The 16649-nt window shown below is 43.2% G+C and carries 18 protein-coding genes and 2 pseudogenes; 10 read left to right on the top strand and 10 right to left on the bottom strand.

All coding sequences use genetic code 11. The features are described from left to right. Window positions 1-275: pseudogene (locus tag F6K57_RS08630) on the top strand (Uma2 family endonuclease); the annotation flags it as partial. Between the two features lie 39 nt (window positions 276-314). Here F6K57_RS08630 and F6K57_RS08625 read toward each other — a convergent pair. The 5 genes from F6K57_RS08625 to F6K57_RS08605 all read right to left on the bottom strand — a co-directional run bounded on the left by F6K57_RS08625 (window position 315) and on the right by F6K57_RS08605 (window position 6802). Further along, the gene (locus F6K57_RS08625; RefSeq protein WP_293066572.1) at window positions 315-1424 is read right to left on the bottom strand and encodes a hypothetical protein; all 1110 of its coding nucleotides are present in this window, start codon (window positions 1422-1424) and stop codon (window positions 315-317) included. Then, complete coding sequence (locus tag F6K57_RS08620; protein ID WP_293066666.1) at window positions 1397-2473, bottom strand: tetratricopeptide repeat protein; 1077 nt, start codon at window positions 2471-2473, stop codon at window positions 1397-1399. The genes F6K57_RS08625 and F6K57_RS08620 overlap by 28 nt, the downstream gene beginning before the upstream one ends. Window positions 2474-2800: 327 nt before the next feature. Then, window positions 2801-4324 carry a hypothetical protein gene (locus F6K57_RS08615; protein ID WP_293066569.1) on the bottom strand — a complete coding sequence of 508 codons (1524 nt, stop codon included), beginning with the start codon at window positions 4322-4324 and terminating at the stop codon, window positions 2801-2803. A 4-nt stretch (window positions 4325-4328) separates the two neighbouring features. Continuing rightward, a complete protein-coding gene (locus tag F6K57_RS08610) occupies window positions 4329-4661 on the bottom strand; it encodes a hypothetical protein (RefSeq protein WP_009149093.1) in 333 nt (110 codons plus the stop codon). 194 nt (window positions 4662-4855) lie between these two features. After that, window positions 4856-6802 (bottom strand): type IV secretory system conjugative DNA transfer family protein, encoded by a 1947-nt coding sequence (locus tag F6K57_RS08605; RefSeq protein ID WP_293066565.1) that lies wholly within the window; start codon window positions 6800-6802, stop codon window positions 4856-4858. A 690-nt stretch (window positions 6803-7492) separates the two neighbouring features. On the opposite strand from F6K57_RS08605, the gene F6K57_RS08600 reads away from it, so the two are divergent. Then, window positions 7493-7699 carry a type II toxin-antitoxin system HicB family antitoxin gene (locus F6K57_RS08600; RefSeq protein WP_293019222.1) on the top strand — a complete coding sequence of 69 codons (207 nt, stop codon included), beginning with the start codon at window positions 7493-7495 and terminating at the stop codon, window positions 7697-7699. Next, on the top strand, window positions 7689-7841 hold the full coding sequence (locus F6K57_RS08595) for a hypothetical protein (RefSeq protein WP_293066560.1): 153 nt from the start codon (window positions 7689-7691) through the stop codon (window positions 7839-7841). The genes F6K57_RS08600 and F6K57_RS08595 overlap by 11 nt, the downstream gene beginning before the upstream one ends. Window positions 7842-8017: 176 nt before the next feature. Here the strand turns inward: F6K57_RS08595 and F6K57_RS08590 are convergent, their stop codons facing one another. Continuing rightward, window positions 8018-8617, bottom strand: a complete 600-nt coding sequence (locus F6K57_RS08590; RefSeq protein ID WP_293066557.1) for a PAS domain-containing protein — start codon at window positions 8615-8617, stop codon at window positions 8018-8020. A gap of 401 nt (window positions 8618-9018) precedes the next feature. Next, window positions 9019-10218: a HEAT repeat domain-containing protein gene (locus tag F6K57_RS08585; RefSeq protein ID WP_293066554.1), complete on the bottom strand. Its 1200-nt coding sequence runs from the start codon at window positions 10216-10218 to the stop codon at window positions 9019-9021. A 531-nt stretch (window positions 10219-10749) separates the two neighbouring features. Between F6K57_RS08585 and F6K57_RS08580 the strand changes: the two genes are divergently transcribed. The 4 genes from F6K57_RS08580 to F6K57_RS08565 all read left to right on the top strand — a co-directional run bounded on the left by F6K57_RS08580 (window position 10750) and on the right by F6K57_RS08565 (window position 13677). Beyond that, window positions 10750-11313, top strand: a complete 564-nt coding sequence (locus tag F6K57_RS08580) for a globin family protein (protein WP_075900247.1) — start codon at window positions 10750-10752, stop codon at window positions 11311-11313. A 29-nt stretch (window positions 11314-11342) separates the two neighbouring features. Beyond that, window positions 11343-11987: a cytochrome c3 family protein gene (locus F6K57_RS08575; RefSeq protein WP_293019230.1), complete on the top strand. Its 645-nt coding sequence runs from the start codon at window positions 11343-11345 to the stop codon at window positions 11985-11987. After that, on the top strand, window positions 11984-12823 hold the full coding sequence (locus F6K57_RS08570; protein WP_075900243.1) for a cytochrome c3 family protein: 840 nt from the start codon (window positions 11984-11986) through the stop codon (window positions 12821-12823). The genes F6K57_RS08575 and F6K57_RS08570 overlap by 4 nt, the downstream gene beginning before the upstream one ends. 209 nt (window positions 12824-13032) lie before the next feature. Then, window positions 13033-13677, top strand: a complete 645-nt coding sequence (locus F6K57_RS08565; RefSeq protein ID WP_293066549.1) for a DUF3365 domain-containing protein — start codon at window positions 13033-13035, stop codon at window positions 13675-13677. 126 nt (window positions 13678-13803) lie between these two features. Here F6K57_RS08565 and F6K57_RS08560 read toward each other — a convergent pair whose 3' ends face one another. Beyond that, a complete protein-coding gene (locus F6K57_RS08560; protein ID WP_293066547.1) occupies window positions 13804-13998 on the bottom strand; it encodes a hypothetical protein in 195 nt (64 codons plus the stop codon). Window positions 13999-14004: 6 nt separating this feature from the next. Between F6K57_RS08560 and F6K57_RS08555 the strand changes: the two genes are divergently transcribed. After that, window positions 14005-14616, top strand: a complete 612-nt coding sequence (locus F6K57_RS08555; protein ID WP_293066544.1) for a hypothetical protein — start codon at window positions 14005-14007, stop codon at window positions 14614-14616. Here F6K57_RS08555 and F6K57_RS08550 read toward each other — a convergent pair. Next, a complete protein-coding gene (locus F6K57_RS08550; RefSeq protein ID WP_293066541.1) occupies window positions 14610-14801 on the bottom strand; it encodes a hypothetical protein in 192 nt (63 codons plus the stop codon). The two genes, F6K57_RS08555 and F6K57_RS08550, sit on opposite strands and share 7 nt — an antisense overlap. A gap of 15 nt (window positions 14802-14816) precedes the next feature. Here F6K57_RS08550 and F6K57_RS08545 point away from each other — a divergent pair, with 15 nt between their 5' ends. Further along, the gene (locus tag F6K57_RS08545) at window positions 14817-15290 is read left to right on the top strand and encodes a thioredoxin domain-containing protein (protein ID WP_293066538.1); all 474 of its coding nucleotides are present in this window, start codon (window positions 14817-14819) and stop codon (window positions 15288-15290) included. A gap of 231 nt (window positions 15291-15521) precedes the next feature. Here the strand turns inward: F6K57_RS08545 and F6K57_RS08540 are convergent, their stop codons facing one another. Next, a complete protein-coding gene (locus tag F6K57_RS08540) occupies window positions 15522-15986 on the bottom strand; it encodes a pentapeptide repeat-containing protein (RefSeq protein ID WP_293066535.1) in 465 nt (154 codons plus the stop codon). 339 nt (window positions 15987-16325) lie between these two features. Between F6K57_RS08540 and F6K57_RS08535 the strand changes: the two are divergent. Then, window positions 16326-16649 (top strand): annotated as a pseudogene (locus F6K57_RS08535) (cytochrome C biogenesis protein); the annotation flags it as partial.

Raw genomic sequence — 16649 nt, 5'->3', positions numbered from 1 at the left:
CCATCCCCCAGATGCTGGGTTGGGTGAGTCCCCGTTTAGGAATTACCTTTGAGTTAGTAGCATCTCAATTGGTGCTGTATTATCCCAATGGTGAGCCTTTTGCTAGCTATTTAGAAATTAGTGAGCAGAAAGAACAACAACGTCAACGAGCAGAACAAGCGGAAGAAGCTTTAGAACAAGCACAGCAAGCTTTAGAGCTTGAACGAACTCGTATGAAAGCATTGTTGGAGCAATTAAAAGCAAAAGGGATAAATCCCGAGGATTTTGACCTGTAAGCTATTTGATTGATTTAGTTGAAACCATACCGATACCCCCTAATTCACATCCAGAGCCGCCTCTAAAATTTCACTTTTCTGCTGTTCTAGTTGACGCACTTCTGATTCATCTCCTAAAGCCCGATAACTAACTTGGGCTTTTTCCAACCACTGTAAAGCTTCCTCTTTACTGTCAATAATTAAGCTGATAGTTACTAAACTCTTTTGTATTTCCGCTTGACTGTTTAAATCTGATGCTGCTTTAGCCAGTTCTAAACCTTTGAGGTAACGCTCCTTTGCCAGTCGATTTAATCCCACTTCTGTGTAGGTATCCCCTAGCAGTTGATAGGTGGCTACCAAAGTATTACCATCTTTGATGCTTTGTTCGAGTATATCAATGGCATTATATTTCAAATCTTCGCTGAGGTAAAAATGGGCTATGGCTAAGGTTTTTGCTTCTTCACTTAACTGTTTTTGCTGGAGTTCCTCTACTTCTTTTAATAGGGTGGTAGCTTTCTTTTTATCAAGTACCCGAAAACCAAATACCCCTTCCTCTATAGAACGTTTACCTTTGTCAGTCTCAACAATTAACCAATAATAACCAGGTGCTAGAGGTTGTTCCCCTGAATAAAGAATTTCTGTCTCCCTACTGTGGGTTTTCCAGTCTAGATCTAATCCTTGTCCACGAATCCTAACAGAATAACTTTCTGCACCTTCAACCTGATGCCAGCGTAGGGTGGGTCGGTTGTCGAGTAAGGATGTGTTCCTCGGACTTAATAGATAAGGAATGTTTTGATTATTTGCTACCCTAGTAGGAGCGGTATAATCCTCTGAGTGAATTATTCTACTATCTCCGGCGGTAGGACAGCCTTCATTAACGGTGGAAGTTCTTCCCGGTTCAGGTTTCCAGGTTGTCCAGTTGGAACACAGCACTTCAACGGTAGCATTTGAGCCTACTAACAGCTGATAATCCCCCCTGAGTACATCACCAATAGAAGCTGGTTGAAAATTTGACCAATCGGGCTTCTGGAATTTGACTTCACCTGGAGGACCCAAGGCGATAATTAGGTTAAACCTTGGTATTTGAGGCAGGGCAGGTTTGATGAAAGTAACTGCCACACCTAGCCCCAGTGCAAAGGCAATTAAGGTTTTCGATTGTTTTGACCACATGATTGATTGTCCTCCTTTAATTTTTTATGAGCTAAGCCCAGCCACAGATCCTCATCAGGATTAGCACTTGACCCCAATTGACAACATTTTTGCCACTGGGTAAGGGCTTTGGTTTTCTGGTTTTGTCCTTGATAAACCTGAGCTAATAAGCAGTGGGCTGAACCGCGATTGCTGATTTTTTCAATACCTTCTGGACTACTGCCTAAAGAGACCGCGCTCCGGAGAATTGGTTCTGCTTGCTCCTCTCGCCCTTGCTTGAGTAAAGCCCAACCCAAGTTTTTCATCAGGTCGTATCGAACTTTGATGCTTGCTTGCCCAGCCCCGGCTAAACCTTTGAAGAGTAAGGGGATAGCTAAGGAGGGTTTGTTGTTAAGAATATGCAAGCGACCTAAGTTGTTATAAGCTTTAACAAAACCGCCTTTTACGGCGAATTGGTATTGAGTTCTGGCTTTGTCAAACTGTTGTAAATCTTCGTATACTACAGCTAAGTTGTAGTGAGCTTTGACATTATCAGGATTAAGGGCTAAGGCTTGCTGATAGTGGGCTTCAGCACTGGCGAGTTGACCCTTGTTATAGTTTTCAAAACCTCTTCTATTAGAAAAATTAGAAAAATTGGGCAGATAAAAGTGAAAACCTAGTAAGATTAGCAGTAATAACTCCGTCGCCCCGAGCTGGGCTTCCCCATGAAAATGCTTGGGAATACCCAGTCGGATTAATAATTTATCAAATCCTTCTTGTCCGGTTTCCGTTAGTTCGCTTATCGCTTGTAATAAGGTCAAAAGACTGGGAAAAGCAATTGCTACTGCTCCCGCAAATCCAGTGCCTGCTATCAGAAAACGAGGCAGAAGGTCGATTAACAAGCCAAGATTCGCCGTCCAGCCAGCAATGCTCAATCCTCGCCATAACCAATCCCACCATTGCCAGCGGGCAAGCTCCGCTTCTGTTTCTAAATGCCACCACCAAGCTGTGTCTGGGGGTTCCAAACTAGTTCGCCAGCTGGAAAAATCAATAACTTTGCTGATCTGCCAAGCATTTTGTTTGAGGCGCACATCCAAGGCAACAAGGGTTTTTTGTTCGTGATAATAATGGTAAACTTTTGCCTGAACAGTAGCGTGAACAAAATCCCTAGCATTTAAAACNTGTCAGATTTTAATGACTAAATTGGCGGATTTTTCGGGAAATTTTAGTTTATTTCCCTATCCCCCTATCCCCCTATCCCCCTATCTCCAATAATCGTTAACTTATTAAAGTTTGAAACAGCCCTGCCGCGCGGAAGGGGGGCGGGCAAGAGGTAAAAAATTAGTGTACCTCATTAAGATTAAAAATGCTATAGTTCAGGTGGTTTATTGTTGAGGGTTAACAGTTAACAAAAAGCCTTACAAAGATAGCTCCTTTGATTTCTGTTTGAGATTAATCGGTTGCGATATAGGTGTTTTAGCTGGGGGTTGAAAAGCCTGTCCATTGCTTGAAGCCAGTGCTGTTAAACTGGAGTGAGCAAAGGGGTTAGGAGCACCTAGGCTTTGAGATTTTAGAGACTGCACTGATGATCGAGAGGGCTGAACTAGGCGTTGTGGCGCTTGGCTCATTAAGGGTTTTAAGGCTTGCTCAAAGTAGGATAAATCCCGTTGTGTCATCTGGGACATGAATTGTCCTTTCTGTTGTGAAAAGATGGTTCCTCGTCTGTCCTTAGCGGCAATTGTGATATCGCCATTGGGAGTTGCTCTCCAGTTGTAGTTGAGTTTACCTTCAACCTGGACAGTATTTCCTTGTGATTGGGCATACTCGACCAATGTATCTGCAACTGCCTTGACACGGCTAAAGTAGTCAGCCTCAGAAGCTCCTAATTGCCGAAATTTTCCCTCAGGTTTCTGTCCCCAATCTAATTGCTTTTTTACCTGTGAAATTTCTTGATATTGCTGTTCACTAAGTTTGGTTTCTCCCTGTACAGTGACCCCTAGAGCACCAGCGCGAAACTTGATAAATTCCTTACCTTTTTTGTCCCTCATTGCATAGGAATTATCCTCGCGATGAATCGTATACTCTGCTGATTCATAGGTATCTTGTCCTGGTGATGCTTGGGAATTGATTAAGCGGACTAAGGTAGCAGCAGCTTCTTTTTGACGGGATGTTTCATGGTAATTAGACACAGCATTTTTGAATTTTTCTACTTTTTCTGAAATCGGTGAAACGACCTTTTCCCACCAACTAGGCTGCTTTGATTGAAGCATTCGGGCTTCAATTAATTCAGATAGAAACTCCGATTGCATAGCTTCTTGTTTTTGTTTTTGAGCACTACGAAGCATACGCATCTCATTAACCTGGGACTGCAAAAACTGCTTTAGTGGTGTATCCTCTAAAGCCTGCACTGACCGTCGTACTGAATATAATCCACCTCTGGTTTCAGTATTAGCTTTTACGGGTTGGACTTTGGGTTTTAAAGGTTGGTTTTGTGGTTGAATTGGACTATATACCTTTTGTTGTTGCCCCTGTAGCTGTTGTTCATCAAAAGCGTTAACCTTTACAACACCTTCATCATTGGTTTGTAAAATAACGATTCCATCCAATTCTACTTTTTTATTGGTGATCCCAACCATCTCTCCTACAGATGACTCTTTGGCTAAAGTCAACTGACCAATGATGTCTGAGTTTAAGTCATTGACCAACCTATCTCCATCTTTACCATAGACTACTTGATCACCGTCGGTAATTTGGATTTCAGGCTCTTGATTACTATTGTATACCTGACCATTGAGTTGTTGACCCTGTCGATTTTGTTCTTGCTTTTGCTGCTGCTTTTGCCTAAAGGCTGCCAGTCCACTTGACCATTTGGAAATGACACCTTGGTATTGTCCTTGTAAAGAGGATACATAGGACTCACTGACTATTGTTACTTTTGCCATGGTTTTAAACTCCTAATGCTCCCAAGCCTAAGGCTCCAAAAATTGCTGCTCGGTGCTGCAAGTTCTGAGTGCGATCAAGCAAAATATTTTTTCCTCGATAAAACACGCAAAGCTGCCCATCGAAATACCAAGCATTGTAGTCACTGACCTGATCGTTGTGCCTAGGCATTTCATAGGGTATGCCTTTGGACACCACTACGCCAGCTAATAATCCATATTGATCAAAAATCTCAATCACATTAGGAAAATAGTCGATGGGTAATGAGGGTAGATCAGATAAGTTATTTGTTGCCCTATCTAAATCCTCTACAGGATTTATTTTATAGTTAGAAAACATGGCTTGCTCCAATTACACAATTTTCAAGTTATCAGATGGCAACCTGTAACCTGTAACCTTGGCCAAAAGGCCACGCTACGCGTTCAACATGCAACCTTGGCCAAAAGGCCACGCGATCGCGTTCAACCTGCAACCTGCAACCTGTAACCTGTAACCTGTAACCTGTAACCTGTAACCTGTAACAAAGTAACTCATTAAAAACTTCCTTCCAGAAGGTCTGGTGAGACATCTTGATCAGATAGACGTGGAGGCCAATGAGAAGTTGCCGTGGATGAGCTAGATCCAGAGTTTGGTATTAGTGCTGGGGTAGGAGAAAATGATGCTGGTGCTTGTCTAGGGCCATCTGTTGGCAATGGAAATAATTGCTCTACTAATGCCATTCTCTCCTTAAGTTGACGCACCCTTTGCTGATTAGAAACTCGGTGAGATACTCTCTTGACTTTAATTAAATGGTCTCGAATACTCTCCCATAAATTTTCTGACCACTCCTGCTCTTTAAGATCAGATTCAGGAATTTGAATTTGTTCTAACAAAGGCACATAGCTTTCTTTGGCTCTTTGATAAGCGGGATTGATGATCACTGCTTTACCAGTAGGTAATTTAATAAACTGAGCGGGCTCTAAAAGTGGTCGCTTGTTTTTTTGATCGGATTTAGAGTGAGAACTGCCCCCTGTGCCACTACTCTTGGATTTGGATTTGAAATGAATTTGAAACTCTCCTAATAGGTCAGAGAAGGTTTTAGCGGAGTCTGGATCTTGGGGATTAAAGATGAACTTTGTAGCTGTACCTCCTAGAATAGCTCTGGTCAGCTCTTTGCCATACCTATTTTCTAATTGTCCTAAGTTTTGATAACCTAGAATACCACAAAACCCATCTTCTCGGTTTTCATTTAACCAGTTTACCAGCTGGGGTAAGTACAAACTTGGTAGCTCATCTAGGGAAACAACTAGAGGGTCTGTTCGAGGTTTAATTCGGGATACGTTCCGGTTAATAACCATATGGAGGATTGTTGCCAATAGTGGTCCGACAATATCCCGGTTATTTCGATCTAACCCAAAGACGATGAGTTGTTTTCCTTCTAAATCTAAAGGTAAGGTTGTTTTTCCACAAAATGCTCCCATAAAGTCTTTTTTCAAGAATTTTTGGAAGGTTCTCTGAGCAATTCCGATAATCCCGGCTACGGTTTTTTCACTTTCTTTGATACTAATGATTTGGGATAAAGGTCGAGTCGTCCAAACATTTAATTTCTCCTGGGAAGCAAATTCCAATCGGCTGACTAGGTCAGGCAAACTTAAAATTGCCTGAGCTGTCATTATATCACAATATCGCTGATTTTCTACTAAGGTGCCAACTGCCTTTGTTAACAAAAAGATTCCTTCGACTAAACTATCCCCGGCATCTTCAAAGAATTTATCGCCACTGGCTTTTCCGCCAGTTAAATCTGTATTTCGGTTAATGACTTGGGCTATTTGACCGGCTGCGATCGCATCTTCTTCATCTTTTAGTAAATCCAAGGGATTACAGACATCTGACTCAGGAAAACCAGGGGCAAAAATATGTACGTTATAGCCTCTTTTTAAAGCATAACCCACGGCTCGTTTTGCTTGCGCTGGATATTTGAAGTCATATATAATTGTGGGAAATCCTTGGTCAAGGGATGAACGAATTAGAGGGTCACAGACTGAAAATGATTTCCCTGAACCACTGGCTCCAATGGCGGAAATACCGCGTTGGGCATCGGGAAGATATAAGGACTCGGCAGCAGGCTTAAACCAATTGAAAGCTTCAGGTTTCCGTTGCTTTTTCAATTTTCCCTGCTTGATCCATTCTTGCTCCTGACGCTTCTGAATGTCTTCGGGAGTGCCGACGTAGAGAGCAACGGAGTTTCTGGAAACATTAGCCATCTGTGCCTGAGCTTTTTTACGAGCAGCTTTTTTCTCCTTTTTACCTCCCCAATAGCCTGTAGCTAATTGACCTTTCTTGCCATCCGGGATTATAGCTAGCAAACCCAAAGCTATCAAACAGCTGGTGATGGTGATTCCCTGATTAGTTTGGGAAAAATCTATAAGATTTTCTTTGGTAAGTTGCTGATAAATTAATCCCGGAGGTAGACTAATAACGTGATTTGAAGTCTGGTTCATTTTTCTTTTAAAATTGAAAATTTAAAATTGAAAACTATAGCAGTTTTCAATTGGGCGATGTACAGAGTCCTGGGTTTTAGGGAACAGGGAATAGGGAACAGGGAATAGGGAATAGGGAATAGGGAATAGGGAATAGGGAATAGGGGTAAAATCCTGTATACCTCACCAAATCAATAAATGCTATATCGTATTTTTAGCCTAGTTTTGCGTAAGTCCTGTAAGCTGATGTGCATTCAAATTGGTGATTACCTGTTCCCTTCCCCCCTTACTAAGGGGGGAAGGGGGGATTCCAATACGGTTCGGTTAAGCTCTAAGCAGTATTGATTACATAGAATGTTCGTGTTTCACTTTTGGCTCCAATTCCTTTATGTATTGGTTTCTTGGAAGGAAATTTAGCTCTAGTTTTTTTAACTACTCTAAATCCCCATCTGTAAAAAAGCGAAGCATCCGCTAATTCCCCCCAGAATTGGGGGGTTAGGGGGGCGGGGGACTTTTACCAGCAAATTGATTCTTGTTCCCCCCAGAATTGGGGGGCTAGGGGGGCGGGGGACTTTTACCAGCAAAATGATTCTTGTTCCCCCCAGAATTGGGGGGCTAGGGGGGCAAAATTCAATATCAAAAAACTTTTCAGATATCCTCTTAATCAAAATCTAACTGTTAACATCTTATTAAATTAAAAAATATAATTTCATGAAAACATTTACTGCAATTGTTGAGCGAGATTTGGATACCAATCTCTACGTTGGTTATATTCCAGGATTTAAAGGCGCACATTCTCAGGGAGAAACCTTAGACGAATTAAAGGAAAATTTGCGAGAAGTAATTGAAATGCTGCTAGAAGATGAAAAGTTAACCTTTGAAACAGAATTTGTCGGTATACAACAAATTGTGGTCTGATAGTTACAGCATTTTTCATACCTATCAGGTAAACAGTATTTTTTACCGATTCCCGATTCCCGATTCCCGATTCCCGATTCCCGATTCCCGATTCCCGATTCCCGATTCCCGATTCCCGATTCCCGCCACACTAATCGGTTAATAGAGGCTCAGAGACGTTAATTGATTATCGAAAAAGATCGGAATAGCTAGAATCAGCCATCTGTGCTAGTTAATTGATGATCTTATTCAGGGGTTTGCTCAATTCCAGAGAAACGGTAATGCTAAAACTGCATTGTAGAGCCCTGATGTTTTTAACTTCAAGTTCTTTTAGCAGTTCTAGAACCCAGTGACATGGAGTATCAGCCAGTGGATACTAACAACATTGCCTTGAGGGTCACAACAGACAGATACAGACATATCAACCGCTACAGGTTTACCTTGCCGTGGACACAACACCACTTGCCAGTCCTTGAGCTTTTGCAATTCCTGGAGCTGGTGGAGTTGGTGGTGGAACCGATTAGACTCAGCTTCACTGATAAAGCTCATCAGCGGTTTACCGACCAGATAATACTGCTGTACGTTGAGTAGACTAGCCGCTGCATAGTTTGCTTCTTGGATAATTCCTTGAGCATTGGTTACCAGGTAACCCTCAGGAGCCAATTCAAACAAATTATGGTAGTGTTTTTGCTGTGCTTGTAACACAGCGTAAGCCGCTTGCAAAGCCTCATACTTCTCGCTGAGTTCCTCAAGACCCGTAGAGAGTTCCTCTAGAGCAGCATAGAGCAGCTCCGGCTGTAGAGAGGATTGCTTAGTATCTAGTGATTCAAGTTTGAGGCACTTTTGAGCTGGAATCTCGTGCTTGGTAAAGTCAAAGCCTGGATTTGTGTTCAGTGAACTCAGAAGTGCTTTGAATACGGGATCTTCGTTTATATTCACTCGTATTTCTCCATCCACAGAGCAAGTCTAGGAACAATTGAGGCTGGACTACTCAACGGCCTTCTGCCAAATCGTCCCCTAGGGTTCGCGAGTGTACTTGATGCTAGCAAATTTTTGTGGCAAAATCATGAAGCAAACGCCCAGAATTGGCTAATAAACCACGCTTGCTCCGCAATATCTTTGCTTTTTATTGATTTTTCTGTTTTCTCTATGGATGGCTCAGATCGGCTTTCCTCAATCAAAATCCGCCTTAGGGATTTGAGTTAAGGGGTAGCCCACTTCTGAATTAAACCACAAGTATAGAGTATAGCACAAAAAAATGCAAGCGTTAGCAACGGTAGGCCCTGAAGGCTTGACGCACCTAGACTAATGGGAATTTACTGGGAATTTACAATCAAAATTTACAATGGGAATTTTTTGAGGGCTGCGATCGCATGCAAGCTCACGGAGTGATCTGAGTCTGCCACCAAGTCTTTCAGTAATGGTATTGATTCACATTGAGCTAATTGTCCTAGGGACATAGCTAGGGTTTGTTTGATTTGCTGATTTTCCGTAGCCACTTGCCCTGATTGACAAAAGTCGATCAAAATCTCAGCTGCTTTGGGTTTCAAATAGTCTGACTCTACCATCCCCAGGACGCTAATGATTTCCCGACAGACTGGTGTGGGTGCCGACCTCAGCACTGCTTGCAACTGTTGTAGGGAATTGGTAGTAAACTCCCAACTGAAAGCACGGACAATCTCGATTTGTAAAGTGATTGGTGTAGGTGGTGACTGGAGTGCCTTAACTAACGCTTGATGGGCGTCCAAGGTAGCTAAACGCCCGAGTGCGATCGCAGCTTGGTGGCAAACCTCCAAATTCAGGTCATAAAGCAATGGTTTAATCCGCTTGACTAGATCTAAATCTGGCAACAGAGTACGTAGTAACCCTAGACCAATCACCGCTTCTTTCCTCACCGCTGCCACATTATCCGTTAAGGCGTTCAGCAGCACTGGAGTAATTGAAGGTGAGCGAAAATTACTGAGGGTTTCAATAGCAGTAGCCCGTATTTCCCAGCTGGGGTCATTAACCACACTCAGCAATGGCTCAATCACTTCCGGACGGTGAATATGAGCCAGGGCTTGCACTGCCAATAATCTGGCCTCTGGGGATTCTGGGAAACAGCTTAAAGCCGCCACTGCTGAAGTCCCAATGTTTGCCAGTGCTTCAGAAGCCATATAGGCTAACTCTTCATCCTCACCATCCTTCAGCAATTTGACTAGCACCATCACAACTGCCGGGTCATCAAACTGACCTAAGATTCGACCAGCAAACCAACGGACTTCCAAATCTAGTGCTTCATCTTCTAAGATGCTGATTACAGGAGCAATAACAGCTTTCCCCAGTTTTGGTAGCACCTTTACTAAATCCCATTTTTCTTGAAAATCCCCACTCTTGAGCACCTGTAATCCCAGACTCAAGGCTAGCTGAAACTCTTCATCATTTAACCGCTGCTGTGTCTGACCATTTTTCCCTAAGGACAACTGCTGAAGATGGTGAGTTAGTAATGAAAAATTTTCCTGCTGTCCAGCAAGACTGGCTTGTTTTAAAATGTTCAGCATTGTTTAATCGTTGCCTCACGGCAATAAAAAATTAACTGCACCAACCAAATTAAGTGCATTTGACTACTATCTCGATCACAGAGGAGACTGATCCGACGAACAGCTGATTTTCCGACCCGAATATCGGACTCTAATTTAAGCGTTCTCCAACCAAAGCCTAATTATCAAATCGAAAATGTATTACATGCAATAGTTTAATGCATACTATTCATTTTTATAAATTATTTGTAACCAAAGCTACGATGTTTCCCAATTGTGAAACCTATCGTTAGATCTCGATATGGACTATTGATCTAATCACATCGACTTAGTCAGTTAGTCAGTGGGAACCTTACACAGTTAGACATCTTTACAATCCTGCCTGGTGGGAGGTGATCTCCACTGGGCATCTACCTTTAGCGGATGTCAAGCTCTCAACCTCAATAACCCCAACCCAGAAGTGGGCTTAAGTAATTATCGGGTGCTGGGTGCCAAACTAACAGTTAAATCCCATGTAAATAACATGTAAATCACACGGAGTAATATAGAACAATGTCTTTACAAGTTGAACTATTAGAACAAAGCTTTGATCAGGTTAAGCCTCGCGCTACAGAATTTGTAGCCAGCTTCTACGAAAATCTATTCACCGATTATCCAGCCGCCCAGCCTCTGTTCGATACCACAGATATGGTGGCGCAACAGAAAAAACTGCTGGCTTCCTTGGTACTGGTAGTAGAAAATCTACGCAAACCAGATACCCTCGGTGCAGCCCTCAAAGGACTAGGAGCGAGACATGTTAAGTATGGAGCGCTTCCAGAACATTATCCATTAGTGGGCAATAGCCTCCTAAAAACCTTTGAGCAATACTTGGGTGCGGATTGGACACCAGAGGTCAAGCAAGCCTGGGTAGACGCCTACGGAGCCATTACCACCATCATGTTGGATGGTGCGGATTATTCCTCTGAAGAAGTGGAGTTAGATTCCCCAAAACCAGAGGCGACAACAGCCAGCCCCCAACAGTATGAGGTGCCGGAAACCAACATTAACTGGCCATTATTCGGTGGAGTGTTTGGAGCTGGTGCAATTGTTACCCTGATCCTGGCCATGCTCTTGTAAGCCATGGGGTTGTAAATAGTTAAAAATAAATGGCAAGCAATCTGGGTAAGTTTTTTAAGCCCACTATTCTCCAATCCAAGGTAGTCATCATCGGTGTGATGGTGATCCTACTAACGTGGTTAACCGCTGCCTTCGCGTTAGATCATCGCAGTGTGTTCCTTCCTGGCACTACCTCGGAGGGGCATGTTTTGTTTGAGGTCTCCTGTAACTCCTGTCATGAGGGGTTTAAACCGGTCACCAACGAAACCTGTATGCGCTGTCACGAAGCGGAAATGGCAGCAGATGCTCACGGAGCTAAAAAGTTCCGTGACCCCCGTTGGGCTGAACTTTTAACCAAGATAGATGTACTGACCTGTACTGCTTGTCATAACGAACACGTCCATATGTTTGGGCGAGGAGTTCACCTCAAGCCAGACCTATGTATGGCTTGCCATGAAGGCATCATCACCGGTGACTTAGCCAGTCATACAGGATTTACTCGGGATGGTTGCTGGACCGCAGGCTGTCATAACTTCCACGACCACCGCTCCATCTCTACAGGATTCCTGCGTCAGAATATCGATCAGTTGCCGATGTTGCCAGAACCTGTACTGTTGGAGCGGACAGTTACTGGGGAATTAGAAGAAGCGCCTACTCCCGATTTAGGTGAAGAATTCCTGGGGAGCGAGTCATGAAAAAACTGATTGCCATTGTACTCGTCCTAATTGGCTTGGTATTGGTCAGCGCTATCCGAGGTAACGCAAACAACGTTATTGATGTAGCCAATGGGGGTGTGCCCAAAGACGCCGCTGCATCGCTTTCCCAAGCGGAATTAGTTGAGATTAATCAGTTGTGGCAAGGCAGTGCTCATGCCTTAGCAGACGTTAACTGCTCTAGCTGTCACCAAGACTCTGACACTAAAGAATTAGTGGTTAAACCAACCCAGGAAAGTTGTCAAAGTTGCCATGAGGTAGCGGTTGAAACGTTTCTGTATGGTAAGCATGGCATTCGGATCTCAGAAGGACTATCTCCCTTGACACCAGCAATGGCTCATTTGCCGATGAAAGAGTCAGCGATGGACAAGCAAATGAACTGCAACAGCTGTCACAATGTCCATTCTGTAGATACCTGGCAAGCCTCTGTAGATTCCTGCTTGACCTGTCATAATGACAGCCACTCCCTCAACTATCAAAACTCAAAGCATGCCCAACTATTTGCTGACCAAGGCACCTTACCCAGACCTAATGGTGAATCGGTGACCTGTGCTACCTGTCATCTACCTCGTCAGCAGCTGGAAAATACAGAAAACACAATTGTCGTTAATCACAACAATACGTTTACTCTTAAACCACGCGATCGCATGGTTAAGGAAGTTTGTATGAACTGTCACAGCGTCGAGTATAGCTATAACAGCATCTTCGACGATGAGCTAGTGGAGGAAAACTTTTCTCAACCTCCTACCCTGAAGCTAGAAACCTTTGATCTAGTTCGTGCATTTGAGAAGAAACGGTCGAGTCAGGCTGAAGAGTAGTAAAAGCTACTAATTAACGCTACTAATTAACGCTACTAGTAGTTAAAGCTACTAACTAAAGCTACTAATTAACGCTACTAATTAACGCTACTAGTAGTAAAAGCTACTAATTAACGCTACTAGCTAACGCTAATCATTCCTAGCCCTAGTCATAGCTACGTCATAGCCACGTCATACCAATTAAATACAACGAGAGGAGATACGAAATCATGGCAATCAAGACATTGCTACATCGCATGAAAACCAAAGCTGTGGGATTAATTGCCTTAGGTTTAGCGATTTGCGTCACTGTTGTAGCTTGTGGCGGCGGTTCCAGTCAGCAAGCTGGAGGTGTTGCTCCAGAACTAGTTGTGGATTATATCCATACCGTGCTGTTAGCAGACCGCACCGCTTACACCAAGCACGTCATTAACCGCTTGACGAAATTAGAAGGTAAAGACAAGCCAAAGGGAGTAGTTGATGCGGAAGCCACTGAAGGTTGGCAACAAACTGGTGGTATTCCGCTACCAGCTCAGATGTTCCGTCTAGGAGCAGAGATTGCTGCTGACAAAGGAGAGTTTACCTACGGCTTAATTTCCCCTTGGAATATCAACGATAACCAAGCGCCAAAATCTGAATTTGAAAAGAAAGCGATGGCAGAAGTGGTTGAAACTGGTGAGCCTTACAAAGACTATCAAGAAATTGCCGGTACAACCTATTATTCTGCCGTCTACCCTGATAAAGCTGTCGCTGAAGCCTGTATCACTTGCCACAACACCCATCCTGTACACAAAGAGCGCTATCCCGACAAAGTCTTTGAGATGGGCGAAGTCATGGGTGGCATCATCATTAATCTGCCTCTAAAAGGCACCTAATTTTTAGGGTAAATGTGTGAGCTATCAGCTATCAGCTATCAGCTATCAGCTATCAGCTATCAGCTATTAGCTATCAGCTATCAGCTATCAGCGATTAGCGCTACGCGCACGCTACTTGAGGTGCTATCAGCTATCACCCAAATACTGACTGCTGACTGCTGACTGCTGACTGCTGACTGCTGACTGCTGACTGCTGACTGCTGACTGCTGACTACTGACTGCTGACTGCTGACTGCTGACTGCTGACTGCTGACTACTGACTGCTGACTGCTGACTGCTGACTGCTGAATGCTTACAAAATAGGTTTAACCGAAAAGCCACTATGTTATGAAGCCCAAATTTTCTACCTTAATCATCCTCACCTTCATCTGTGTGGTAATTCTGACTCCCTTTGCCCTCAGTCCCCTTTATATACCGATGCTGCGGGAGAATTACTTTAAATGGTATCAGCTTTTACAAGGGGAACTTTATAAGCAAATTACCGGCTATCTATCCCTAGCCTTTGTATTGTTTGAGATAGTACTAACGGCTAGAAAGCGTAGTAGTGGCTGGATGATTAAGTTTACTATTCCTGGTTCCATACAGCTGTGGCGGAGTTTACATATCTTTTTGGGAGTCGCCCTTTTAGGGACAACATTAATTCATACCATTGGGGCGACAGGGAAGAATTTTAATTCTATATTCCTGTGGCTATTTTTTGGTGTAACCCTATCGGCTCTAGTCGGTGTTGTGGCGGAAACCGGGGTGCTGGAATCTCCTAGAAAATATTTTGGTTGGGTGCCAGCAAAGGATGGCATTGGTAGGATGCTACCGGGTATATCTAAAGGCCCCTTAATTCGTAATCTACGCTCTATCTGGCTATCTACCCATATCTTCCTAGTCAGTGTCTTCTTTGTGATGCTAGGATTTCACATATTTCTGGCCTATTACTATCAATGAATAGGGAACAGGGAATAGGGAATAGGGAATAGGGAATAGGGAATAGGGAATAGGGAATAGGGAATAGGGAATAGGGAGCAGGCAACAGTGGCGTAGGGTGTGTTAGGGACGGGCTCGCCAAGACACAAGCCATAGCAAGTGTTGGGACAATCCGTCCCGTAACGCACCACCGCGTCAAAACCCAATTGAGAAATACTATAATGAATAGTGAGAAAGGAAAACTCAGGGCAAAACTCAGCATTGTTGTAGGAATAATCACTGTTGTATTCGCAGCTGGAACATTTTTCCTAACTCGTTCTGATGTATCTAGCCTTAGCACTTCGACCGTGGCTGGGTTAGCTCTAATCAAAACAATGGTAAAACAATCCCTACCTTATGAAGTTGCTTTGAGCAATAATAAGCCCACTTTAATAGAATTTTACGCTGACTGGTGTAACACTTGTCAATCCATGGCTCCCATCCTAAACAAAGTACACCAGCAGTATGGAGAAAGTGTCAATTGGGTGATGCTAAATGTAGATGACCCCCAGTGGGCTAAACCGATTGAAAAATACCGAGTGACTGGTGTGCCTCAATTCACATTTCTAGACACTAATCAGCAAGAGAAAGAAATCCTAGTTGGCAAAATCCCTGAAACAATTATCACTAAAGTGCTGCAAGAGCTATTATCCTGAAAACAGGATTACCATAGGTGACAAGTTGCAGGTTAGAAAGTTGCAGGTTAGAAAGTTACAGGTTAGAAAGTTACAGGTTATTAACCCTTAAACCAAACAACCTACCCTACTTCGGACGCCAAAGGCGAACAACAAAACAACCTTCAACCTTCAACATTCAACAAAACAACCTTCAACCTTCAACATTCAACAACACAACCTTCAACAAAACAACCCAGAAACAAGATCTGTCTAGAAAGCTGCCAACTTTAAGATACCGATATCAAAACTATGAGACATTACTGCACTAGTTAAGTCCGCACCCATAAGGTTAGCACCACTCAAATCCGCACCCATAAGGTTAGCACCACTTAAATCTGAGCCCTGAAGGTTAGCACCACTCAAATCCGCTCCACGCAAATCGGCTTTGTGTAAGTTAGTTTCAGTCAAATTTGCCTTGATTAAAGTAGCTGCAGTTAAGTCTATCCAACTGAGGTTAGCTCTAGTAAGGTTCGCTTCGGTAAGGTTAACCCCTTCTAAGATAGATACATAAAGCTGAGCACCACTGAGATTTATCCCCTCAAGATCTACCCAACTCAACAATTCCTCACTCAGATTTATGCCCCGAAAATCCCGTTCTCCCCTAGCATATCGCTTCAGTACTTCCTCAGGATTGGTTGTGGTAAGTTGGCTAGATGGACTAGTGTACAACAGCATAGATAACCTCAAACGTGATCTGGATTGGGTCTGGTGTTAGTCACAATTCCTTACAGATGAGAAATTATAGACAGACCGTGATATGGCCAGTATCGAAGTATGATGTTAGCGATCGCGTTTACGCAACCGTTTAGCAATGTCTAATTTAGTAGACTATTAGTAGAAGAATTGAGTACACCTTTAAGATGAAAAACTTGATATAGTGGTTTTCATAGTAATGTGGTACACAGGATTTTTGACCACTTGCGACTTTGATATTACCTATTACCGTTTTCCCATTCCCTATTCCCTAAAATACCAAAGTTATTGTGTACCTCACCTATTTTAGAACTGCTATATATGCTTGAGCATACCTTGAAATTTATTGGCTCGATTAAACTAGCTGTCCCTTTACTTAGTATTATTGTCGCTATCTTAATTGGGGCGACGTTTTACGAATCTCAGATCGGGTCAACAACCGTGCAACAGGAGATTTACAAAAGTCCGTGGTTTGGAGCCTTAATGTTCCTACTAGCCCTCAACCTAGCGGTATCAGCTCTGTATCGCTATCCCTGGCGAGGTGCGCGTAAAATCGGCTTTGCTCTGACCCATCTTGGTATCATCGTAATTATCGCTGGTTCAGCGGCTGTAATCCACTTAGGTGTAGAGGGCATGTTACCTTTG

The organism is Moorena sp. SIO4A5, from assembly GCF_010672005.1.
Lineage (GTDB): Bacteria > Cyanobacteriota > Cyanobacteriia > Cyanobacteriales > Coleofasciculaceae > Moorena.
The sequence above is the reverse complement of the archived record's forward strand: the minus strand, read 5'-3'. Positions and strand labels throughout refer to the sequence as shown.